At 60.5% G+C, this 22,370-nt stretch carries 21 protein-coding genes, 1 tRNA gene and 1 pseudogene; 15 read left to right on the forward strand and 8 right to left on the reverse strand.

Annotated features, from left to right (window positions below):
- The 7 genes and pseudogenes from PMI11_RS05100 to PMI11_RS05130 form a co-directional block, all read left to right on the forward strand.
- Positions 1-703: pseudogene (locus PMI11_RS05100) on the forward strand (ABC transporter ATP-binding protein); the annotation flags it as partial.
- 6 nt (positions 704-709) lie between these two features.
- The gene (locus tag PMI11_RS05105) at positions 710-1,669 is read left to right on the forward strand and encodes a carbohydrate ABC transporter permease (protein ID WP_007814102.1); all 960 of its coding nucleotides are present in this window, start codon (positions 710-712) and stop codon (positions 1,667-1,669) included.
- Between the two features lies 1 nt (position 1,670).
- Positions 1,671-2,549, forward strand: coding sequence for a carbohydrate ABC transporter permease (locus PMI11_RS05110; protein WP_037070749.1), 879 nt, complete (start codon positions 1,671-1,673; stop codon positions 2,547-2,549).
- A gap of 35 nt (positions 2,550-2,584) precedes the next feature.
- On the forward strand, positions 2,585-3,658 hold the full coding sequence (locus PMI11_RS05115) for a Gfo/Idh/MocA family protein (RefSeq protein ID WP_007814107.1): 1,074 nt from the start codon (positions 2,585-2,587) through the stop codon (positions 3,656-3,658).
- A gap of 16 nt (positions 3,659-3,674) precedes the next feature.
- Positions 3,675-4,751 (forward strand): ABC transporter ATP-binding protein, encoded by a 1,077-nt coding sequence (gene ugpC / locus PMI11_RS05120; protein ID WP_007814108.1) that lies wholly within the window; start codon positions 3,675-3,677, stop codon positions 4,749-4,751.
- A gap of 69 nt (positions 4,752-4,820) precedes the next feature.
- Entirely contained in the window at positions 4,821-5,696 is an 876-nt protein-coding gene (locus PMI11_RS05125; protein ID WP_007814111.1) for a phosphotransferase, read from the forward strand.
- Positions 5,697-8,147, forward strand: coding sequence for a GcvT family protein (locus PMI11_RS05130; RefSeq protein WP_007814113.1), 2,451 nt, complete (start codon positions 5,697-5,699; stop codon positions 8,145-8,147).
- Positions 8,148-8,229: 82 nt separating this feature from the next.
- On the opposite strand, the gene PMI11_RS05135 is transcribed toward PMI11_RS05130, so the two are convergent.
- Together PMI11_RS05135 and uxaC are read right to left on the reverse strand one after the other, a co-directional pair.
- Positions 8,230-9,687: a mannitol dehydrogenase family protein gene (locus PMI11_RS05135; protein WP_007814115.1), complete on the reverse strand. Its 1,458-nt coding sequence runs from the start codon at positions 9,685-9,687 to the stop codon at positions 8,230-8,232.
- Positions 9,684-11,099 carry a glucuronate isomerase gene (gene uxaC, locus PMI11_RS05140; protein WP_007814117.1) on the reverse strand — a complete coding sequence of 472 codons (1,416 nt, stop codon included), beginning with the start codon at positions 11,097-11,099 and terminating at the stop codon, positions 9,684-9,686. Before uxaC ends, PMI11_RS05135 begins: the two co-directional genes overlap by 4 nt.
- A gap of 169 nt (positions 11,100-11,268) precedes the next feature.
- Here uxaC and PMI11_RS05145 point away from each other — a divergent pair, with 169 nt between their 5' ends.
- From PMI11_RS05145 to PMI11_RS05155, 3 genes are all read left to right on the forward strand, one after another.
- Positions 11,269-11,478 carry a SlyX family protein gene (locus tag PMI11_RS05145; protein WP_007814119.1) on the forward strand — a complete coding sequence of 70 codons (210 nt, stop codon included), beginning with the start codon at positions 11,269-11,271 and terminating at the stop codon, positions 11,476-11,478.
- Between the two features lie 121 nt (positions 11,479-11,599).
- Positions 11,600-12,226, forward strand: coding sequence for a ribonuclease D (locus PMI11_RS05150; RefSeq protein ID WP_007814121.1), 627 nt, complete (start codon positions 11,600-11,602; stop codon positions 12,224-12,226).
- Between the two features lie 226 nt (positions 12,227-12,452).
- Positions 12,453-13,973: a hypothetical protein gene (locus PMI11_RS05155; protein WP_007814123.1), complete on the forward strand. Its 1,521-nt coding sequence runs from the start codon at positions 12,453-12,455 to the stop codon at positions 13,971-13,973.
- 88 nt (positions 13,974-14,061) lie between these two features.
- Here PMI11_RS05155 and rpsA read toward each other — a convergent pair whose 3' ends face one another.
- The 4 genes from rpsA to aroA form a co-directional block, all read right to left on the reverse strand.
- Positions 14,062-15,765, reverse strand: a complete 1,704-nt coding sequence (rpsA, locus tag PMI11_RS05160; protein WP_007814126.1) for a 30S ribosomal protein S1 — start codon at positions 15,763-15,765, stop codon at positions 14,062-14,064.
- A 177-nt stretch (positions 15,766-15,942) separates the two neighbouring features.
- A complete protein-coding gene (gene cmk / locus PMI11_RS05165) occupies positions 15,943-16,587 on the reverse strand; it encodes a (d)CMP kinase (protein ID WP_007814128.1) in 645 nt (214 codons plus the stop codon).
- A gap of 4 nt (positions 16,588-16,591) precedes the next feature.
- Positions 16,592-17,233: an FMN-binding negative transcriptional regulator gene (locus PMI11_RS05170; protein WP_007814130.1), complete on the reverse strand. Its 642-nt coding sequence runs from the start codon at positions 17,231-17,233 to the stop codon at positions 16,592-16,594.
- Between the two features lies 1 nt (position 17,234).
- Positions 17,235-18,587 (reverse strand): 3-phosphoshikimate 1-carboxyvinyltransferase, encoded by a 1,353-nt coding sequence (aroA, locus tag PMI11_RS05175; RefSeq protein WP_007814132.1) that lies wholly within the window; start codon positions 18,585-18,587, stop codon positions 17,235-17,237.
- Between the two features lie 275 nt (positions 18,588-18,862).
- On the opposite strand from aroA, the gene PMI11_RS05180 reads away from it, so the two are divergent.
- The 4 genes from PMI11_RS05180 to PMI11_RS38355 all read left to right on the forward strand — a co-directional run bounded on the left by PMI11_RS05180 (position 18,863) and on the right by PMI11_RS38355 (position 20,463).
- Complete coding sequence (locus tag PMI11_RS05180; protein ID WP_007814134.1) at positions 18,863-19,243, forward strand: TIGR02300 family protein; 381 nt, start codon at positions 18,863-18,865, stop codon at positions 19,241-19,243.
- A gap of 148 nt (positions 19,244-19,391) precedes the next feature.
- Positions 19,392-19,467 (forward strand) — tRNA-Ala (locus PMI11_RS05185).
- A gap of 152 nt (positions 19,468-19,619) precedes the next feature.
- The gene (locus PMI11_RS05190; protein WP_007814136.1) at positions 19,620-20,342 is read left to right on the forward strand and encodes a YoaK family protein; all 723 of its coding nucleotides are present in this window, start codon (positions 19,620-19,622) and stop codon (positions 20,340-20,342) included.
- Positions 20,332-20,463: a hypothetical protein gene (locus PMI11_RS38355; RefSeq protein ID WP_280110098.1), complete on the forward strand. Its 132-nt coding sequence runs from the start codon at positions 20,332-20,334 to the stop codon at positions 20,461-20,463. The genes PMI11_RS05190 and PMI11_RS38355 overlap by 11 nt, the downstream gene beginning before the upstream one ends.
- 3 nt (positions 20,464-20,466) lie before the next feature.
- On the opposite strand, the gene PMI11_RS05195 is transcribed toward PMI11_RS38355, so the two are convergent.
- On the reverse strand, positions 20,467-20,976 hold the full coding sequence (locus PMI11_RS05195) for a hypothetical protein (protein ID WP_007814139.1): 510 nt from the start codon (positions 20,974-20,976) through the stop codon (positions 20,467-20,469).
- 74 nt (positions 20,977-21,050) lie between these two features.
- On the opposite strand from PMI11_RS05195, the gene PMI11_RS05200 reads away from it, so the two are divergent.
- Positions 21,051-21,686, forward strand: a complete 636-nt coding sequence (locus PMI11_RS05200) for a trimeric intracellular cation channel family protein (protein WP_007814141.1) — start codon at positions 21,051-21,053, stop codon at positions 21,684-21,686.
- 3 nt (positions 21,687-21,689) lie between these two features.
- Here the strand turns inward: PMI11_RS05200 and irrA are convergent, their stop codons facing one another.
- Positions 21,690-22,109, reverse strand: a complete 420-nt coding sequence (gene irrA / locus PMI11_RS05205) for an iron response transcriptional regulator IrrA (protein WP_007814143.1) — start codon at positions 22,107-22,109, stop codon at positions 21,690-21,692.
- Positions 22,110-22,370 lie beyond the last annotated feature (261 nt).

The raw sequence follows: 22,370 nt of genomic DNA on the forward strand, positions 1-22,370 counted from the left end.
CAGCGGCGGGGAGCCGCTCTTCGAAAACTACCTGCGCCAGCGCGGCAAGGCGCTGTACACGGCGGATTCGAAGATTGTTTTCGGTGCTGAGGACGCTTCGGAATGGTTCGACATGTGGGCCAAATTCCGTGAAGCCGGTGCCTGCGTAACGCCCGACATTCAGGCGCTCTACAAGGATACGATCGATACCAGCCCGCTCACCGTCGGCAAGGCTGCCTGCGATTACGCCCACTCCAACCAGTTCGTTGGTTATCAGGCGATGGTCAAAGACAAGCTGATGCTCAGCAACTACATGAGAATCAAGCCGGACTCGAAGGGCGGCCACTACCGCAAGCCTTCGATGTTCTTCTCGGTCTCCGCCCAGTCGAAGGTAATCGATCAGGCTGTCGATTACGTCAACTTCTTCGTCAAGAATCCCGATGCTGCCAAGATCCTCGACGTTGAGCGCGGCATTCCGGAATCGAAGGCGATGCGTGAGGTCGTTGCCGGCACGCTCGACGAAACCGGCAAGGTCCCGCTCGAATATGTCAGCGGCCTTGGTGATCTCGCCGGCCCGCTTCCGCCCCCGCCGCCGACCGGCGCCGGCGAAGGCCAGGTCGTGTTGCGCACCATCTCGGAGCAGGTCGCTTTCGGCCAGGTCAAGCCTGCCGATGCCGGCAAGCAGCTCGTGGATGAAATCACGCGAATTCTCGCGCGGGGTTGATCTTATATGACAAATGCGATGCGCACGTCCGCAGGGACGGTAACAGTGGAAAGATATCAGGGAGTAAAGGCTGACGGACGCTTCCGGCGCCTTTGGAATGCCAATGCTCCCGGCTATCTCTTTCTGCTTCCCTGGCTGGTAGGCTTCTTTGGCCTGACACTCGGCCCGGCCCTGATTTCGCTCTACCTCTCCTTCACCGACTTCGACATGTTGAGGGCACCGGGTTGGGTAGGGGCCGCAAATTACGTGCGCATCGCGACGGCCGATCCGAAATTCGCATCGGCCATGTCCGTCACGCTGACCTATGTCGTGCTGTCGGTTCCGTTCAAGCTGACCTTCGCCCTGCTCGTCGCTCTGGCATTGAACAGGGGTCTACGCGGCCTGCCGATCTACCGTGCGATTTTCTACCTTCCGTCGCTTCTCGGCGGCAGCGTGGCGATCGCCGTGCTGTGGCGCCAGCTCTTCGCCAGCGATGGCCTCGTCAATGCCGCGCTCGCGCAATTCGGTATCGTCGGCCCGAGCTGGATCTCGCATCCGAGTTATTCGATCTATACGCTCGTGGCTCTCTCCGTCTGGCAGTTCGGCTCGCCGATGATCATTTTCCTGGCCGGTCTGCGTCAGATCCCGCAGGATATGTATGAAGCTGCAAGCCTGGATGGCGCCTCGAAATTCCGACAGTTCTACAAGATCACGCTGCCGCTGCTGACGCCGGTGATCTTCTTCAACGCAGTCGTGCAGACGATCGATGCCTTCAAGGCCTTTACGCCGGCTTTCATCATCTCCGGTGGCACGGGCGGCCCGATCAATTCGACGCTCTTCTACACGCTCTATCTTTATCAGGAGGCCTTCGGCAACTTCCGCATGGGCTACGCCTCGGCGCTCGCCTGGATCCTCGTGGTGATCATCGCGATTTTCACCGCCTTCTCCTTCCTGACCTCGCGCTACTGGGTGCACTACGATGACTGAGATGACCGCTTCCGTCACCGCGGCCAGGCCGCCATCGGACATCACCAAACGCAGCCTGCCGGCAACGCTCGTTATCCACGCGCTGCTGATCGCCGCCTCGCTTCTGATGCTCTATCCACTGCTGTGGATGGTGTCGGCATCGGTCAGGCCGGAAAACGAAATCTTCTCGTCGACCTCGCTCATTCCGTCGTCGGTCGATTTCTCTTCCTATGTGCGCGGCTGGACCGGCCTCGATATCACCTTCGGCCGCTTCTTCTGGAATTCGCTCGTCATCTCGCTGCTGGTTGTCGCCGGCAATGTCATCGCCTGTTCGCTGACGGCCTTCGCCTTCGCGCGGCTGCGTTTTGCCGGCCGGAACTTCTGGTTCGCGATCATGCTCGGCACGCTGATGATCCCCTATCACGTGACGCTCATCCCGCAATATGTGCTCTTCCTCGATCTCGGCTGGGTCAACACCATCCTGCCGCTGGTCGTGCCGAAGTTCCTGGCCAGCGACGCCTTCTTCATCTTCCTCATGGTGCAGTTCTTCCGTGGTATTCCGCGTGAGCTCGATGAAGCGGCGATGATGGATGGCTGCAGCGCCTGGCGCATCTATTGGAAGATCATGCTGCCGCTGTCGCTGCCGGTTCTGGCGACGGCTGCGATCTTCTCATTCATCTGGACTTGGGACGATTTCTTCGGTCCGCTGATCTACCTCAACGACATGAACACCTACACGATCCAGCTCGGCCTGCGCACTTTCGTGGACTCCACCAGCGCATCGGACTGGGGCGGACTGTTCGCCATGTCGACGCTCACGCTCGTGCCCGTGTTCTTCTTCTTCCTGTTCTTCCAGCGCCTGCTGATCGAAGGCATCGCCACGACCGGCATGAAGCGTTGATGGATCGGGCAGGAAAGCCAGACAGGAAGAATGACATGAGCATCAAGACAGTCGCGATCATCGGCTGCGGTATCGGCCGCTCTCACATCGTCGAAGGTTATCTACCGCATCCGGACAAGTTCAAGGTCGCAGCGATCTGTGACCTGAACGAGGAGCGCTTGAAGACGGTCGGCGACGAATTCGGAATTGAGTGCCGCACGACCTCCTTCGATGAGCTGCTTGCCGATGACAGCATCGATATCATCGATATTTGCACGCCGCCGGGCATCCATAAGGAGCAGGTCATAGCCGCTCTGGCCGCCGGCAAGCATGTGGTCTGTGAAAAGCCGCTCACCGGCTCGCTCGCCGCTGCCGACGAAATCATCGCGGCCGAAAAGACTGCCAAGGGCACGCTGATGCCGATCTTCCAGTATCGTTATGGCGATGGCGTCGAGAAGGCCAAGAGCATCATCGATGCCGGTCTCGCCGGCAAGTTCTACATGGGCTCGGTCGAGACCTTCTGGCGCCGCAAGCCGGAATATTATGCCGTGCCCTGGCGCGGTAAATGGGCAACTGAACTCGGTGGCGTCCTCGTCACCCATGCGCTCCATCTGCACGACATGCTTTTTTATCTCGCCGGCCCGGCAACCCGCGTCTTCGGCCGCGTGGCAACCCGTGTCAACGAGATCGAGGTGGAAGATTGCGCTTCCGTCAGCCTGCAGATGCAGAACGGCGCCTTCGTTTCACTTTCCTGCACGCTCGGCTCGCAGAACGAAATCAGCCGGCTCAGGCTTCATTTCGAAAACATCACCTTCGAAAGCAACCATGAGGCCTATGCGCCCGGCCAGGATCCCTGGCAGATCATCGCTGCCGACGATGAAGTACAGGCGAAGATCGATGCCGTCATCGCCGACTGGCAGCCCGTGCCGCTGCGTTTCAACACGCAGATGCTGCGCTTCCACGATTACCTGATGGGCAAGCGCTCGCTTCCGGTGACGAGCGCCGATGCAAGGCGCGCGTTGGAATTGGTCACTGCTATCTATCAATCTTCCGATAGCGGCGCCGATGTCGCTCTGCCGATCGGTCCTGACAGCCCGAAATACGCCGACTGGCGTGCAAGAACCAAATAAGAGGGGATTTCGGAACATGGCAACGAGTGTCGTTCTTCAGAAGGTCGAGAAGCGGTATGGCCAGCTCGACGTCATCCACGGCATCGACCTGACGATCGATCCCGGCGAATTCGCCGTCTTCGTCGGGCCTTCCGGCTGCGGCAAGTCCACGCTACTGCGTATGATCGCCGGCCTCGAGGAAATCTCCGGGGGCGCGCTGCTGCTCGACAATGAGCGCATGAACGAAGTGACGCCCGCCAAGCGCGGCATTGCCATGGTCTTCCAGTCCTATGCGCTCTATCCGCATATGTCTGTTTACAAGAACCTTGCCTTCGGCCTCGAAACCGCCGGCTACAAGAAGGCCGAGATCGAGCCGAAGGTGCGCCGTGCCGCGCAGATCCTGCAGATCGAGAAGCTGCTCGAACGCAAGCCGAAGGCATTGTCAGGCGGCCAGCGCCAGCGCGTCGCGATCGGCCGCGCCATTGTGCGCGAGCCGCGCATCTTCCTGTTCGATGAGCCGCTGTCCAACCTCGATGCTGAACTGCGCGTGCAGATGCGCGTGGAGATTTCCCGCCTGCACCGCAGCCTTGGCAATACGATGATCTACGTCACCCACGACCAGGTGGAGGCCATGACCATGGCCGACAAGATCGTCGTGCTGAACTCCGGCCGCATCGAACAGGTCGGCGCTCCGCTCGATCTCTACAACAACCCCGCCAACCGCTTCGTCGCCGGCTTCATCGGCAGCCCGAAGATGAATTTCCTGAGTGCAAAGATCGAGAGCGTCACAGACACTGGCTCGACGGTCAATGTCTGCGGCAATTCCATTCAGCTCGGTCGCAGGCTTGCCGGTCAGGCTGGCCAGAACGTCACCTTCGGCATCCGTCCCGAACATCTTTCCTTGGCGGAGGGCGGCGCCGTCCTTTCGACCGTCAATGTCGATCTGGTCGAAAACCTCGGCGGCGCCACGATGCTATACGCCACGACGCCGGACAACCAACCGCTCACCATCGCGCTCGATGGTCAGCAGAAGGTCGAGCGCGGCACCAATGTGAAGGCCTCCTTCGATCCGGCGCGCTGTCACGTCTTTGATGACGTTGGCAAGACGATCTAAATTAGCCCGGCTTGACAGCCGATCCCTCTCAAGCCCATCATTTCATTGAGGGCTAAGAGGGGGATACGCGTGACGCCTGAAGAGAGGATTCATGCGCTTGGCATCTGGCAGGGCCCGATCGACATAACCCCGATCACCGGCGGCCTCACCAACCGGAACTACTTGGTGAGAGATGGCGCGCTGCGGCGCGTCGTCCGTCTGGGCGATGATATTCCGGTCCATCATATCAGCAGGCAGAACGAGCTTGCGGCGAGCCGCGCCGCCCATGCGGCCGGCATCTCGCCCGCCGTTGTCCATCACGTGCCAGGTGTGCTGGTTCTCGATTTCATCGATGCCGCGCCGCTGTCGCCCGAAGACATCCGCAAGCCGGAAACGCTTGCCCGTGTCATTCCGTTGATCCATGCCTGCCATCACGACATGGCCCGCCATTTCCGTGGTCAGGCGATGATCTTCTGGGTCTTCCATGTAATCAGGGATTATGTCGCGAACCTGAGGGCCGCAAACAGTCAGTATGTGCCGTTGCTGAACGGCCTGCTTGAAAAGGCGGAGCGTCTCGAGCAGGCGGCAGGTCCCTTCGAAATCGTCTTCGGCCACAATGATCTGCTAGCCACCAATTTCCTAGACGATGGCCGGCGGCTCTGGCTGATCGACTGGGATTATGCAGGCTTCAACACGCCGCTCTTCGATCTCGGCGGCCTTGCCTCCAACAGCGAGTTTTCGGAAGAGGCGGAGCGCCTCATGCTGGAAACCTATTTCGGTCAGCCGCTGACGGATGATCTCAACCACCGCTACCAGGCCATGAAATGTGCCTCACTGCTGCGCGAGACGCTCTGGAGCATGATCTCCGAGATCCATTCGACCATCGATTTCGACTACGCTGCCTATACCGCCGAAAACCTCGCCCGTTTCGAACGTGCCTATCGGGCATTTGAACAGGATCATTGAATGACGAAGGAATTACCGAAGACGGCAAAGGCCGTGGTCATCGGCGGCGGCATCATCGGCTGCTCGACCGCCTATCATCTGGCCAAGCTCGGCTGGACCGATACGGTGCTGCTGGAGCGCAAGAAGCTCACGTCAGGCACGACATTCCACGCCGCCGGCCTCGTCGGCCAATTGCGCACCAGCGCCAACATCACCCAGCTTCTGGGATATTCCGTCGATCTCTACAAGAAGCTCGAAGCTGAGACAGGTCTCGGCACCGGCTGGAAGATGAATGGCGGCCTGCGGCTTGCCTGTAACGAGGAGCGCTGGACGGAGGTCAAGCGTCAGGCGACCACGGCTCAGTCCTTCGGCCTCGAAATGCATCTCCTGAACCCGCAGGAGGCTTTCGATCTCTGGCCGCTGATGACGACAGACGATCTCGTCGGCGCCGCCTATCTGCCGACGGATGGTCAGGCCAATCCCTCCGACATCACTCAGGCGCTGGCAAAAGGCGCCCGCATGGCCGGCGTCTCGATCTTCGAGGACACCGAAGTTCTCGATCTCGAAATCGACAGGGGCAGGATCCGCGCCGTCATCACCGGACAAGGCCGCATCGAATGCGAACGGGTCGTGGTCTGCGCTGGCCAATGGACCCGCAGTTTCGCCGCCCGCTTCGGCGTCAACGTGCCGCTCGTGTCCGTCGAACATCAGTACATCATCACCGAATCCTTCGGCGTGCCCTCCAATCTGCCGACTCTGCGCGATCCCGATCGGCTGACCTATTACAAGGAGGAGGTCGGCGGCATGGTCATGGGTGGCTACGAGCCGAACCCCATCGGCTGGGCTCTGGACGGCATTCCCGAGGGTTTCCACTATACGCTGCTCGACAGCAATTTCGATCATTTCGAGCAGATCATGGAGCATGCGCTCGGCCGTGTCCCGGCGCTGCAGAATGCCGGCATTAAACAGCTTCTGAACGGGCCGGAGAGTTTTACGCCCGATGGCAACTTCATTCTCGGTGAAGCGCCTGAGCTGAAGAATTTCTTCGTCGGCGCCGGCTTCAATGCCTTTGGCATTGCCTCTGCCGGCGGCGCCGGCATGGCGCTTGCCGAATGGGTAACGAAGGGCGAGCCACCCTACGATCTCTGGCCGGTCGATATCCGTCGCTTCGGCCGCCCGCATTTCGATACGGACTGGGTTCGCACGAGAACGCTGGAGGCCTATGGCAAACACTACACGCTGGCCTTCCCCTTCGAGGAATACTCGAGCGGCCGCCCTTGCCGGAAGTCACCACTTTATGAACGGCTGAAGGCGCAGGGCGCGTGCTTCGGCGAAAAGCTCGGCTGGGAGCGGCCGAACTGGTTTGCCGATCTCTTCGCCAATGAAGAGCCGAAGGATATCTATACCTACGACCGCCAGAACTGGTTCGATGCCGTCGGCCGCGAGCACAAGGCCGTGCGCGAGGCAGCGGTCATCTTCGACCAGACCTCCTTCGCCAAATTCGTGCTGAAGGGCAGGGATGCAGAAGCAGCACTGTCATGGATTGCCGCCAACGATGTCGCAAAGCCCGTCGGATCGCTGATTTACACGCAGATGCTGAACGACAAGGGCGGCATTGAATGCGACGTGACCTGCGCCCGCATCGCTGAGAACGAGTATTACATCGTCACCGGCACCGGCTTTGCCACGCATGATTTCGACTGGATCTCGCGCAACATCCCCGACGGCCTTCACGCCGAACTCGTCGATGTCACCTCCGCCTACACCGTGCTCTCGCTGATGGGGCCGAATTCCCGTGTCATCCTGGAAAAGGTCACGACCAGCGACGTCTCCAACGCTGCCTTCCCCTTCGGTCGCGTCAGGACCATCGGCATTGCCGGCTGCCCCGTGCGGGCTCTGCGCATCACCTATGTCGGCGAGCTCGGCTACGAACTGCATGTGCCGATCGAATACGCGACGACCGTCTATGACGCGCTTATGGCGGCGGACGGGCAGTTCGGCCTCGTGAATGCCGGTTACCGCGCCATTGAAAGCTGCCGCCTGGAAAAGGGCTACCGCGCCTGGGGCTCCGATATCGGCCCCGACCACACGCCTGTTGAAGCCGGTCTCGGCTGGGCTGTGAAGATGCGGAAGAACACGCCATTCAAGGGGCGCGAGGCGATCGAGCGCCAGCTCGAAGGCGGTGTGAAGAAGATGCTCGCCTGCTTCGTGCCTGATGATCCCGATATCGTTCTGCTCGGTCGCGAAACCATCTATCGTGACGGCAAGCGCGTCGGCTGGCTCTCCAGCGGTGGCTACGGTTACACCCTCGGCAGGCCGATCGGCTACGGTTATGTCCGTAACCCTGGTGGTGTAACAGAGGATTTCGTCCTCGCCGGCAATTATGAGCTGGATGTCGCCCGCGAGCGCGTGTCCTGCAAGGTTAGCCTGAAACCGCTCTATGATCCCGAGATGCAACGGATAAGGGCCTAGAACGGCTGCAACGGGGAGCAAATTCCCCGGATGTTTCCTCATCCCTGTGCGGGTATAGGGATGAGGAAGTTTTGCTAACCCTTCAATATAGTGGCAGCCTGTTGTCCTGGATCAGGATCTCCAGCTTGTTCGCCACATCTTCGGTCCATGCGACATTCCCGGTAAGCGCCTTCGGGAACAAGCCCGGCAGGCCGAACAGAACTGCCGAAACCGCTCCACCATTGCGCGGCACACCGTCGAGCAGTGCTGCAATCTCTCCCGCCCGCGGGTCACGCAGTTCGTAGCGTTCGCCATTCCGATCGATGCCGATAGCGTAGCGCATCCAGGCGGCGACGGCGATTGCATAGGTCTCCGCCTTGCTGCCCTTGGCAAGCGCTTCCGTGGCTGGTTCCAGCAGACGCTGCGGCAGTTTCTGCGTGCCGTCCATGGCGATCTGATAGGTGCGGTGGGCGATCGCCTTGTTTGCAAAGCGTGCTATCAATTCGTCCGCATAGGCGTCGAGATCGATGCCGGGAACCGGATCCAGCGTTGCTGCCGCCCCGTTCATGTGCCGGCGCGCAAGTGCTGAAAGTCCTGCATCATCCATGACGTCGCGGATGAATTCATAGCCTGCTATATAGCCGAGATAGGCGAGCAGCGAATGCGCGCCGTTCAACATGCGCAGCTTCATCTTTTCATAGGCCGAGACTTCCTCGACCATCAGCGCGCCGTGAACCTTCTCCCAGGCCGGACGACCGTTGACGAAATGGTCCTCGATCACCCATTGGGTAAAGGGTTCCGTCTCGATTGCTGCCATGTCCGTGCGGCCCGTCAGCCGCTTGGCATCGGCATAGGTCGCATCGGTGCTTGCCGGCGTGATACGGTCGACCATCGTCGAAGGAAAGGGCACGTTCGCCTCGATCCAGCCATGCAGTTCCGGATCGATGCGGGCAGTGAATTCCAGCACCAGACGCTTAAGCACCGCGCCGTTGCTCGGCAGGTTGTCGCAGCTAAGCGGCGTAAAGGGTGTTATGCCCTTCTGCCGGCGCCGTGCCAGACCCTCGACGAGATAGCCGATGACACCGCGCGGCGCATGCCGGTTGGCGAGGTCGGCGACGATATCGGGATGCTTGAGGTCGAGCCCTCCGGTTGCCGGATCGAAACCATAGGCCTTTTCCGTCACTGTCATGCTGACGATGCGGATATCAGGGTCTTCGAGCCGTGCCAGCAGGCCCGCCGGATCGCGCGGCGCCACATACGCCCCAAGGATCGAGCCGATGACGTGAGCCGTCGTGCCAGAGGTATCGCGGATCAGCACCGTATAGAGCCCGTTCTGGGCGGAGAGATTGTCCGCGACATCGGGGGTGCGCAGGCTCGCCACCTCGATGCCCCAGTCACCGCCGGCAGCTGCCAGCGCGCCATCCGTGAAAGGCGCGAAATGCGCACGGAAGAAGGCGCCAGGGCCAAGATGCAGGATGCCGGCCTTCAGCGTATTCCGGTCATAGGCAGGAAGCTTCGCTGTCGGCGCAAGGCCGGTCACGTTCTGCAGTTTGTCGCTCACAGCTTGTAGGCCTTCTTCGCATTGTCATAGGAAAGTTCGCGCGCGACGATCTCGGCTTCCTTCCTCGAAATCCGGTGCTCGACGGCGAGCTGCGCCAGGAAACGGCAGATCTCGCGGCGCCAGACATCATGACGGGCGGGGATCGACAGCAGCGCACGCGTATCGTCATTGAAGCCGGCGAGATTGGCAAAGCCGGCCGTCTCCACCACTTGGTCGAGGTAACGGCGGATACCAAGCGGGCTGTCGTGGAACCACCAGGGCGGGCCGATCATCAGGCAGGCCCAGTGGCCGGCCATCGGCGCGAGCTCGCGAGCATAAGTCGTCTCGTCGAGCGTGAAGAGCAGGATGCGCAGCCCAGGCGCATGACCGTACTTCGAAAGCAGCGCGTTGAGGCCGCCGACCCAGTCGGTGCGCGTCGGAATATCGGCGCCCATATTCGGTCCACGCGTCTCGAAAAGCTCGCGGTCGGTATTGCGACGTGAGCCGGCATGGATCTGCATCACCATGCCGTCTTCGGCAGAAAGACCGGCCATTTCCGTCATCATCTGCCCGCGGAAAAGTTCCGCATCGGCGACTGAAAGCGGCCCCTTCAGCGCCTTGTCGAGCAGCGCTTGCTTTTCAGCAAGCGGCAGATCGGCGGTAAACGCGGTCGGCACGCCGTGGTCGGTCGCTGTCGCTCCGAACTGGCGGAAATAGGCGCGCCGCTTGCGATGTGCCTCGATGAGGCCGCTCCATTTGGTGATGTCGCAGCCGGTGATCTCTCCGAACTTGATAAGATTGTCGCGAAAGCCGATGGCATCGGGATCGGTGACGCTGTCGGGCCTGTAGGTGGTGCGCACTTTGCCGATCCAGCCGTCCGCCGCCATCTTCTGGTGATGAGGCAGCGGATCCAGCGCGCCTTCAGTCGTTGCAATTGTTTCGATACCGAAACGCTGATGCAGCGCCCGCGGCCGGAACTCCGGAAGCTTGAGCTGCGCATTGATGTGGTCGTAGAGCGCATCGGCGTTCTCGGTCGTCAGCGGCTCGGTGCAGCCGAGCACTGCTGACATGGCATGATCGACCCAAAGGCTCGACGGTGTTCCGCGGAAAAGATGGTATTTGGCGGCGAAAGCGCGCCAGATATCGCGGCCGCTCGAAACCGTCTTGCCGTCGAGACGTGGTACACCGAGCTCGTCAAGCTTGGTGCCGGTGCTGTGCAGCATGCGGAAGAGATAATGGTCGGGAATGACAAGCAGCGAGGCGGCGTCTTCGAAGGCTTTGTCGTCTGCAAACCAGGACGGTTCGGTGTGCCCGTGCGGGCTGACGATCGGAAGACCGCGCACCGTCTCGTAGAGATCGCGCGCTATTGTTCGCGTTGCCGGATCGGCGGGAAAGAGCCGGTCCGGATGAAGAAAGCCATTGCCTACATCCATCAGTTATCCTCCCTAATGGATAAGGGCCTACCCCACATCATCAGACGCGGCAAGGCCTTTTAGTAACCAGACGGTTCACTTTCAGAATCGTTTTTTTGAGGACTCGAACCATTGACGCTCCGGCCTATTTCGGCTTTGGAATGCCACCTGATATCAGGGGAGAAAACCGATGTCCGACGAGGCAGCCCGCATTACCAGACTGGAAGAAATGCTGGCCCACCAGGCAAAGACGATCGATGAGCTTTCCGATCAGCTTGCCGAACAATGGAAGGTCATGGAGCAGACGCGCGCCAAGCTCGACCGATTGACCGAGCGCTTCCTGAGCCTGGAAGAACAGTCGCTGGAAGCGCCAGCGATCACCAAGCCGCCACACTACTGAGCGCCCATGCCACCGAACCGTGCTCGGCGGTGCCCGAAGGCCCCTGCAGCAGGAAAGCGGTTTCGCGCTTTCGCCCTTTGCGATATAGCCCGGAAAGACGAAGCTGAACGAGAGACATCCCATGGCGGCCACTATCCGTTATCACCAGGGCGATATTTCCGCGGCGGATGCCGCCCGTTACACCGGCGCGATCGCGATCGATACCGAAACGCTGGGCCTCGTGCCGCGTCGGGACCGCCTCTGCGTCGTGCAGCTTTCGCCAGGTGACGGCTCTGCCGATGTGATCCGCATTGCGGCCGGCCAGAAGGAAGCGCCGAACCTCACCGCGCTGCTTGCCGATCCATCGCGCCAGAAGATCTTCCATTATGGCCGCTTCGATATCGCGGTGCTCTTCCATACGTTCGGTGTCACCGCGACGCCGGTTTTCTGCACGAAGATCGCCTCGCGCCTCATCCGTACTTACACGGATCGCCACGGCCTGAAGGATAATCTCAAGGAAATGCTCGACGTCGATATCTCCAAGACGCAGCAATCTTCCGACTGGGCCGCCGAAACACTCTCGCAGGCGCAGCTCGAATATGCCGCCTCCGACGTGCTCTACCTGCATGCATTGCGCGACAAGCTGAACGAGCGCCTGATTCGTGACGGCCGCCTGGAACATGCGACGGCCTGTTTCGAATTCCTGCCGACACGCGCCAAGCTTGATCTTCTCGGCTGGGAAGAGGCGGATATCTTCGCCCATAGCTGACATCGGCCTCTTATCGGACATGCAGGCACGGCCGTCGATTGGGCGCCTGCGGCCGTTAGCTATTCGTTAAGGCATTTTCAGTAACATTATCCTTAATTTTTATGCACTCGACGGCGCGAAATGCGCCGATGCGGACAGGAGGATCTGCCGGGATGCAAGGGGCCGGATGAGCGCGGTCTCGTTGTAAGACCTGCTTTCATAGCCACTTTGCGAAAGGAGCGTGCCTGTGTTGTCTCCCATTCGTTCAGCGTCCAATGCAAGCCTTTCTTCTCAGGGTCAGACGGCAGCAATCGTTGCCGGTGGCCTCGGCCGTTCGGTGGTCGCCCCCACCCCGGTGAATGCAGTTGAAGCAGCCGACCTCAATGCCGCGATTGCCGGCAAGCTCAATATTCTGCTCATCGCCGCGCGCCAGCGCATGATTGAAGCGCTTCTCGACATCATCAATGCTACGGGACGCACCATCGCGCTGCAGCGCGGCGAGGGGGAGTCCGATCAGGCCTTCGCCACTCGTGTCGCAGACGCTATCCGCCGTATGCCTGCCGCCGAGATTGAAGCGGTCGAGCGCCAGCTTTCCGATGACGGACATAGCCTGCCGTTGAGAATGATCGCCGCAGCCCTCAAGGACCCGACCGGGCCGGAGGCCACGCGTGTCGTCGCCTATCTCGAGATTGTCAGCTACAAGGACAGGGATCTCGCAGCCCGCGCCGTTGTCCGCTCTTATCGCCAGAACGATGCCGCGCCGCTGCCGCGCACCGAGCCGCGGCCGGAAATCAAACTTCAGGGAGAAAACCTGCCCGCTGCACGTCAGTCCGCAGCAAAAGCGGCTGAAAATTTAGCGATTCCCGCTGCCGAAGAAATCGTTCCGGCCGAAACGGCTGTTGTCGTGGCGACCGATCCAACCGTCGAGGACCAGCAGACTGGAAGTCAGCCCGCGACAGCGGCGCATGACGCTTCATCGCAGGCGACCGCGCTGCGAGAGACGGAAGAAGTCCAGGCTGCACCGGTAGAACAGGAAGTGGTCGAGCCGGAACAGGCCGAGCCCGCTCTCGAGCAGCAGACAATCTCCGCCAAGGCTGATCCGGTTATCCCGCGCAACTGGACCGGCATTGCCAGCTCCATGACCGAACAGGTTTCGCAGATGATCGCAACGATCATCCGCGAGCAGGAGGCAACTGTCCTGTTGATGGATACGTCTGTCGAGGCCGCCGTCGAAATCGATGCTATGCTGGACGAGGCCGTCATCAGCGAGGTGACGGAGAGCCTGGTTCGCACAACCCCGGAAGATGTGGTCGAGCCTGCATCTGCCCAGGCCGCCCAGGCTTCTCGCCCATCTCAGGCAGAAATCGCTGCGGCTGCCCAGACGACGCGTCCCATCAGAGAAATCGCCGCACAGCCGCAGCCGGTTCCCATCCCGGTCGTCGAGACACCTTCCTATGTTCCGCTCGCGGCCCGTATGCCGGAAGGGCTTCCCTACACGCAGACACCTTACCAGTTCGCCCGCGATGAATATAAGGCGACCAAGGCCGATGAACCCGCTCGTCGCCATCACGAAAACAGCAGCTCGCAGGATCAGCAGCAACAGCAGGCGCAATCCGGTCAGGGCGACGAGCAGCAGGCCGGCGGAGAGGAAGCCCCGCGGGAGGAGCGGCGCCAGCCGAAAATGTTTGATCCCGATCCGTCTACTGCTCCGGCAACGGTCGCCGACCCGGTCTATGCCCTCTACCAGCGCATGGTCGGCTGGGAATAACCCAACCGGGAATTCAGACAATCTCCCAAAACGAAAAACCCGCCGGATCGCTCCGGCGGGTTCTTCATTTCAATGGATCAGCGAAGGATTATTCGCCGCCGCGGTTCTTCAGAGCCGCGCCGAGGATGTCGCCGAGCGAAGCGCCCGAGTCGGACGAACCGAACTGAGCAACGGCTTCCTTCTCTTCCGCGATCTCCAGAGCCTTGATGGACAGCATGATCTTGCGGTCCTTCTTGGAGAAGTTGGTAACGCGGGCGTCAACGGTCTGGCCGACCGAGAAGCGTTCCGGACGCTGCTCGTCGCGATCGCGAGCGAGGTCGGCGCGACGGATGAAGGAAGTGATGTCCTCATGGTTGACGAGCTTCACTTCGATACCACCGTCGTTGACAGCAATCACTTCGCACGAAACGACTGCATTCTTGCGCAGGTCGCCGGAAGCAGCGGCTTCGCCGACTGCATCCTTGCCGAGCTGCTTGATGCCGAGCGAGATGCGTTCCTTTTCGACGTCGACGTCGAGAACGACAGCCTTGACGACGTCGCCCTTGTTGAACTCCTCGATGACCTGTTCGCCCGGACGGTTCCAGTCGAGGTCGGAGAGGTGAACCATGCCGTCAACATCGCCGTCGAGGCCGATGAACAGGCCGAATTCGGTCTTGTTCTTGACTTCGCCTTCAACCTCAGTGCCGGCCGGATGGCTGCGGGCGAATGCTGCCCACGGGTTTTCCAGCGTCTGCTTGAGGCCGAGCGAAATACGGCGCTTGGACGGATCGACTTCGAGAACGACGACTTCGACTTCCTGGCTCGTGGACAGGATCTTGCCGGGGTGAACGTTCTTCTTGGTCCAGGACATTTCCGAGATGTGGATCAGGCCTTCGATGCCCGGCTCCAGCTCGACGAACGCACCGTAGTCGGTGATGTTCGTAACGGTACCGGAGATCTTCTTGCCTTCCGGATACTTGGCCTGGATGCCATCCCACGGATCGGACTCGAGCTGCTTCATGCCGAGCGAGATGCGGTGGGTTTCCTGGTTGATGCGGATGATCTGAACCTTGACCTGCTGGCCGATGTTCAGGATTTCCGACGGATGGTTCACACGGCGCCATGCCATGTCGGTGACGTGCAGCAGGCCGTCGATGCCGCCGAGGTCAACGAACGCACCGTAATCGGTGATGTTCTTGACGACGCCGTCGACAACCTGGCCTTCTTCGAGGTTCTGAACGATTTCAGAACGCTGCTCGGCACGGGATTCTTCCAGAACCGTACGACGCGAAACCACGATGTTGCCGCGGCGCTTGTCCATCTTGAGGATTTCGAAGGGCTGCGGGTTGTGCATGAGGGGCGTGACGTCGCGGATCGGGCGAATGTCGACCTGCGAACGCGGCAGGAAGGCGATAGCACCGTCGAGATCGACCGTGAAGCCGCCCTTGACCTGGTTGAAGATCACGCCTTCGACGCGCTCGCCGGCTTCGAACTTGGCTTCGAGCTTGATCCAGCTTTCTTCGCGGCGAGCCTTCTCGCGCGACAGAACTGCTTCGCCGAGCGCGTTTTCGATGCGCTCGACGTAGACTTCGACTTCATCGCCAACCTTGAGCTGGCCATCCTTGGCGCGCGCGCCGAATTCCTTGAGCGCGATGCGGCCTTCGACCTTCAGGCCGACGTCAACAACGGCGACATCCTTTTCGATGCCCGTGACGATACCCTTGGTAACATAGCCTTCAGCAAGATCGTTCTTGGAAAAGGACTCTTCGAGAAGGGCCGCGAAATCCTCGCGAGAGGGAGTAGCTACTGACATAAAATCTCCTGCGTGGCCTTCGATAGCTTCAAGGCTCACGTATGCGCCGGTTGGTTCGAGTTGAATGGGCCTGAACCCAGTCCGCCCTCTTTCAGGAAGGCAATCCGGCGCGTGGACGGAATTTCAGGCTTGCTTTCGCATGAGCGTCCCGCGCACGAAGCGCGGAAAACCGCTTGATTAGGCATTTCGGCTCAAGGCGGCGTCGATAAACGACTTAGCAGCTTGAAACGCGGCCTCTATACTCATTTCCGACGTGTCAAGCAAGTGCGCATCGACTGCCGGTTTCATCGGGCTGTCCGCCCTGTTCATGTCGCGATCGTCGCGTCGCTTGACGTCTTCGAAAATCGCCTCGAAATCTGCTTCGCCGCCCCTGCTGATGATCTCGTCGTAACGGCGTGTCGCGCGCACTTCCGGCGACGCCGTCACATAGAGCTTCACAGGTGCTGCGGGGCAGACGACGGTGCCGATGTCGCGCCCGTCGAGAACTGTCCCCGGCAGCTTCTCGGAAAACCGCCGCTGCGCCTCGACCAGCGCCCGGCGAACCGCCGGCATCACGGCAATTTTCGAGGCGGCTTCGCCGATCTCATGTCTCGACAGTATATCGCGATCGAGACCCGCGAGTTCAACCTCGAGCGCCATCTTTTCAGCGACCGTCTCGTCATCGAGCGGCAGCCCGGCATCGATGAGCGCCTTGGCGGTCGCGCGGTAGGTGAGGCCGGTGTCGAGATGGTGAAAGCCGTACTGCTCCGCGATCCTGCGCGAAAGCGTGCCCTTGCCTGCCGCGGCGGGGCCGTCGATGGCGATGATGAAGCTGCCGGTCATGAAGTCATTCCGTGCTGAGGCCGCCGTAACGGCGTACCAGTTCCTGCATTTCGGCTTGCTCTGCCATCTCGTCGAGGCCCATGGCAACACCTTCGCGGTCGGCGACCGGCCGGTTCTGGCTCACCTTCCATTTGCCCTCGATCGCGGCGATTTCGATTTCGACACCAATGATGCCCTTGAGCTGTGCACGGATGAAGTCCTCTGGTGCATCGCCGACCGACCATGGTTTCTCACGCTGGCCCTCATGTTCGCCGGTAATTGCATTGATCTGCGCAAGCAGCCAGCCGGCATCCTCGATCACCCGTGCCGGCCCGCGTGCCTGCACGATCGCATAATTCCAGGTCGGCACCACTTTGCCGGTCTCGGCCTTGGTCTGGTACCAGGACGGCGTGACATAGGAATCCGCGCCCTGGAAGACGGCAAGCACCGGCGCACCTGCGGCAATGTCCCGCCACTGTCCATTTGCCCGCGCCAGATGCAGCCGCAGCGTTCCCTTCTCTGATGCGCCGGCGTCGAGATGGAAGGGCACGGAATTGGCGATCAGCCCGGAAGCCCCCGCCGTGATCAGCAGGCCAAGCGGATGCGCACGGATCAGCGCATGCTGCACATTGAGATCGTCTTCGCGGAAATGTGGTGGCTGGTACATATCAAGCCTGCTCGATCTTCGCCCCAAGGCTCTCCATCAGGTCCATGAACTGCGGAAAGCTGGTTGCAATCATACTGCTGTCGTTGATACCGACAGGATGCTCCGAAGCCAGCCCCATGACAAGGAAGCTCATGGCGATACGATGGTCGAGATGCGTGACGACCTGCTCGCCGGCAGTATTGCCAAGCCCCAAGCCATCCGGCCGGCCGGTAACGGAAAGCCAGTCCTTGCCTTCCTCGCAGTCGACGCCGTTGAGCTTCAGTCCTTCCGCGACGGCTGAGAGCCGATCCGACTCCTTGACCCGTAGTTCCTGCAGGCCGTTCATCACCGTTCGGCCCTTGGCAAAGGCGGCGGCGACGGCAAGAACCGGATATTCATCGATCATAGACGGTGCTCGCTCTGTCGGAACGGTGACACCGGTCAATTCCGAATAGCGCACGCGCAGGTCCGCGACATTCTCGCCGCCCGCAAGTCGCGGATCGAGGATATCAATATCGGCGCCCATCTCCTGCAGCGTCAGGATCAGTCCTGTCCGCGTCGGGTTCATCAGCACATTGGAAATGGTGACGTCCGAGCCCGGCACCAGCAAAGCCGCCACCAGCGGGAAAGCCGCGGAGGAGGGGTCGCCAGGCACGTCGAGGGTCTGGCCGGTCAGCCTGCCTCGGCCTTGCAGCCGGATCGTCCGCGTGCCGTCCTTGTCGGTCTTGATCGAAAGTTCCGCGCCGAAACCAGCCAGCATCTTTTCCGTATGGTCACGCGTAATTGCCGGCTCGATAACCGTCGTCACACCCGGTATATTAAGACCGGCCAGCAGCACCGCCGATTTCACCTGCGCCGAGGCGACGGGCAGGGTGTAACGGATCGGGGCCGGCGTTTCCGGCCCGCGCAGCATGACAGGCAGGCGGTCGCCCTCCACGGCCTTCACCTGCACGCCCATGCGGCGCAACGGATCGAGCACGCGGCCCATCGGCCGCCGGGAAAGCGAGGCGTCGCCGGTAAAGACAGTGTCGAAATCATAGACGCTGGCAAGGCCCATGGTCAGGCGCGCGCCGGTGCCGGAATTGCCAAAATCGAGCGGAACCTCCGGCGCAAGCAATGCGCCGTTGCCCGTTCCGTTGATGATCCACGCATCGCCCTCTTTGCGGATCACGGCACCTATGGCCCGTATAGCCTTGCCGGTATTGAGCACATCCTCGCCTTCGAGGAGCCCGGTAACGCGTGTTTCCCCCGACGCCAGCCCGCCGAGTATCAGCGCGCGATGCGAGATCGACTTGTCGCCGGGAATAAGGACGGTTCCGGAAAGCCCGGAGGATTTGCGGGCGATGGCCGGCTTTGATGCGGAACCCTGCGACATGGGTTAATCCCTTGCAAAGGCAATATATTCGCGCCGCTCACAACTCGGTGCCGGCATGTTTTTCCGGTCGGCATTGCGGCAATCGCGGCTGGTTAGCACAAACTTGCAGAGCGGTCATCCGGAATGCCGGGCACAAGCCTGAAGTACCTTCTGCAGTTTGGCTTTGACATGGGAAGCCGTAGCGATTAAGGGGACCGGCTTATAAATTCCGAATAGAACGCCGGTTTGACGGCATTTGCCGAATCTCGCATTCGGCCATTCTCACGAGGCTTATAGTGGCGAAAGCGGAACTTGGAACCAAGCGCACCGATCCGGAAACCGGCAAGAAGTTCTACGACTTGAACCGGGACCCGATCGTCTCCCCTTATACCGGTAAATCCTACCCCCTGTCCTTCTTCGAAGAAACCTCGGCAATTGCTGAAGTTCAGGACGAAGACGAGGTTGCAGAAGTCGATACCGAAAACACCGAAGTCGAACTGGTTTCGCTCGAAGACGCCGATGACAGCGCTTCCGGCGACGATATCCCTGACATCGGCGACGACGATGTCGAAATCGAAGGCGATGACGACGATACCTTCCTCGAAGCCGATGAAGATGACGAAGATGACGACATGAGCGACATCATCGGCGTTACCGGCGACGAAGACGAAGTCTGATCGAACGAATACCGGCCCGGATGACAAAAATTTCCCGGGCCGGATTTTTTAGGCTTGCCATCTGCGAAAACCGCAAGTAATAAGCCGCCACTCCAGAGGGAACGCCTCCGGAGTATCCCAGGACCGGCGCAAGCCGGACCACCCTGATGGGGCTATAGCTCAGCTGGGAGAGCGCTTGCATGGCATGCAAGAGGTCAGCGGTTCGATCCCGCTTAGCTCCACCAAATTTCTCCAAATGCAGCTCAGTAAGTACTTCAGGTCAGCATAACTGACATTCGTCAAAAGCTGTCTGGTTGCCACTTTTGCAGACGGCTGAAATCAGGTTCTTATATCCGTCATCGAGGCCAGCCGATTCGGCGCTTCCCGGACCCGAACCATGACACGAGCAAGACGCCGCCGCATCATCAGAACCCGTAGGACCGCGACCGGACTGGCGCTGGTTGGCTCGATTTCCTTCCTTGCGGGCATGACGGATGCGACCGGCCTGCTTCTGACCGGCGACTTCGTATCCTTCATGACAGGCAATACGACACGGGCGGCATTGGCGCTGAGCAGCGGCGATGTCAGGCATGCCGCCGTGCTCGTGTCGGCCATCATCGTCTTCGTGCTCGGCAATGCCGCCGGCATTGTCGTCGCGCATCGCGCGGAGCGGCGTATCTTCGTCGTGCTCTGCTGCGTCAGCCTCATGCTGGCGCTAGCCTCTATGATGACGCTGCAGGATCTGTTGATGGCGCGTTTCTATTTGATCGTTCTCGCTATGGGCATGGTGAACGCGGCGGTCGAGCATATAGAAGGGCTGCCGATCGGCCTGACCTATGTCACCGGCGCGCTGTCGCGCTTCGGCCGCGGTATCGGCCGCTGGATCATAGGCGACCGGCGCCTCGACTGGACGATCCAGATCGTGCCATGGGGCGGCATGGTGCTCGGTGCCATCAGCGGGGCCCTCATGACGCGTCTTGTGGGCGCGCAGGCGTTGTGGCTGGTCTCCGTCTTCGCGATGGCGCTGGCGATTGTCGCCCTGTTTATTCCCCGTCCTCTGCAGCGTCGCTTCAATCAAAAGATCGGGGCCTCCGGCCCGCATTCGGCGCGTGCCAGATAACCGCTCCGTCACCATCCAGCCGAGCCTGAATGCAGAGAACCTGAAGACCGCCTTTCGCGACTGGTACGGCCTCGCCGGCTGCTGCTTCGCCGGCCGCAGCTCGGCGCTCTTTTCGAACTGAGGCCTATTTCTTGGAGATGGTGACGAATTTCGTACCCCGCACGCGGGTGGTGACGACGCAAGGGTCGCCGCCGGTGCGATCGCAGAAGCGCGGGTTCATTTTCATGGCGAGCACCATATTGCCGAAACGCTGGACGAAGTCGTAGCCGTAGATCTGCGCGGTCGCGATCATGAAGTAGCCGCCTTCGGCCACCTGCAGATAAAAATTATAGGTGCAGCCATCTTCGTTGCACTGCGGACCCTTCTGGCCGTCACAGGTGAGTTCGCCCTCGTTGACGACCACGTCCACGAGGCCGTCATTGTTGATATCCTGGCGGATGAGGAAGCCGTCACCGAAGGATGCTTCCGTGCATTGCTGCTGGAAATGCTTCTTTTCGTAGATCTCCGGGTCGGAGATCAGCGATTGCTGTGCTAAAGCCGCGACCGGCATGACCAGCAGCAGAACGATGTTCAGGAGTACGGGCAGCAGCTTCACGGCTTTCCTCTTATGGATAAAGGCTCTCTGGCCCTCCATTCTGTATGCGCCGCCTTGCGCCGCCCTTGCCGCAATGATTCAGTGTGCCTCGTTCCGCCGGTCTGGAGGCCTCGATGTCATTGCTCGTCTATCTCGATTACGCCGGCATCGCCCTCTTTGCCGCAACCGGAGCGCTGGCCGCCTCGCGTAAGCAGCTCGACCTGATAGGCTTTCTGTTCTTCGCGATCGTGACGGGGACGGGCGGTGGTACCGTGCGCGATATCATTCTCGGCCGCGTGCCGGTGTTCTGGGTGTTGAACCCGTTCTATATCGTCATCTGCTGCATTGCAGGTGTCGTCGTCTTCTTTACCGCCCATCTCCTGGAATCGCGCTATCGCCTGCTGATCTGGCTCGATGCGGTCGGTCTTGCGGCCTATTGCGTGCTCGGCGCCGCCAAGGGGCTGGCCGCGACCGGCTCGCCGACGATCGCCATTGTCACCGGTGCGCTCACGGCAACCTTCGGCGGCATCCTGCGTGATCTCCTGGCAAACGAACCATCCGTGCTGCTGCGCCCGGAAATCTACGTGACGGCGGCCCTGGTAGGATCTGGAGTCTTTACCGGCGTCAACGCGCTTGGCGCCGAGCTCTATATCGCATCGGCCTGCGGGGTCGCGGCAGCCTTCGCAGTGCGCGGCGGCGCCTTGTGGTTCGGATGGACATTCCCGACCTACAAGCACATGCCTGGCCGGCATCCTGACGATGTGATGTGAAAATCAGCCCTGCTTCTGCCGCAGGCGGATCACCACGTCGACATGGGCGATTTCCATGCCTTCGGGCGGCGACGGCAGATTGGCGATGGTCAGATTGCTGATCGGAATATCGAGCACCTCGTTTTCGCCTTCGACGAAAAAGTGATGATGATCGGAGACATTGGTGTCGAAATAGGTCTTGGCGCTCTCGACCGCGAGAACGCGGATCAGGCCGGCTTCTGTGAACTGATGCAGCGTGTTGTAGACCGTCGCGAGCGAAACCGGCACGCCAGCAGCAACCGCTTCCTCGTGCAGTTCCTCGACGGTCAAATGCCGGTCGCCCTTGGCAAACAGGAGGTCGCCAAGCGCGACGCGCTGGCGGGTGGGACGCAGGCCTGCGCTACGCAGCCTGACCTCTATGGCGATCGGGGCTTCACCCGTCATTAACACCAACTCCGGTTATTCTGGCGAAAAGCAATCATGTTTGTTCAAAGCGATATAACTTTTGCGCAAAAGCCTTTCAATAGTTCAATGGGGACAAGAGCCTTCGAAAGGCCGCAAAAACGGGCTTTTGACGCAATTAGGTCTGGTCGCGGCCTTGGCCTTCCTGTATGCGACCACCAAATACTGGCTCATGCCCGGTCCGGAACGAAGAAATGAAGCCGCCATGCTTGCGCTTCATTTTCTGGTGAACTTGGACTAAAG

This window comes from Rhizobium sp. CF142, from assembly GCF_000281145.1.
In the GTDB taxonomy this organism is placed as follows: Bacteria; Pseudomonadota; Alphaproteobacteria; order Rhizobiales; family Rhizobiaceae; genus Rhizobium.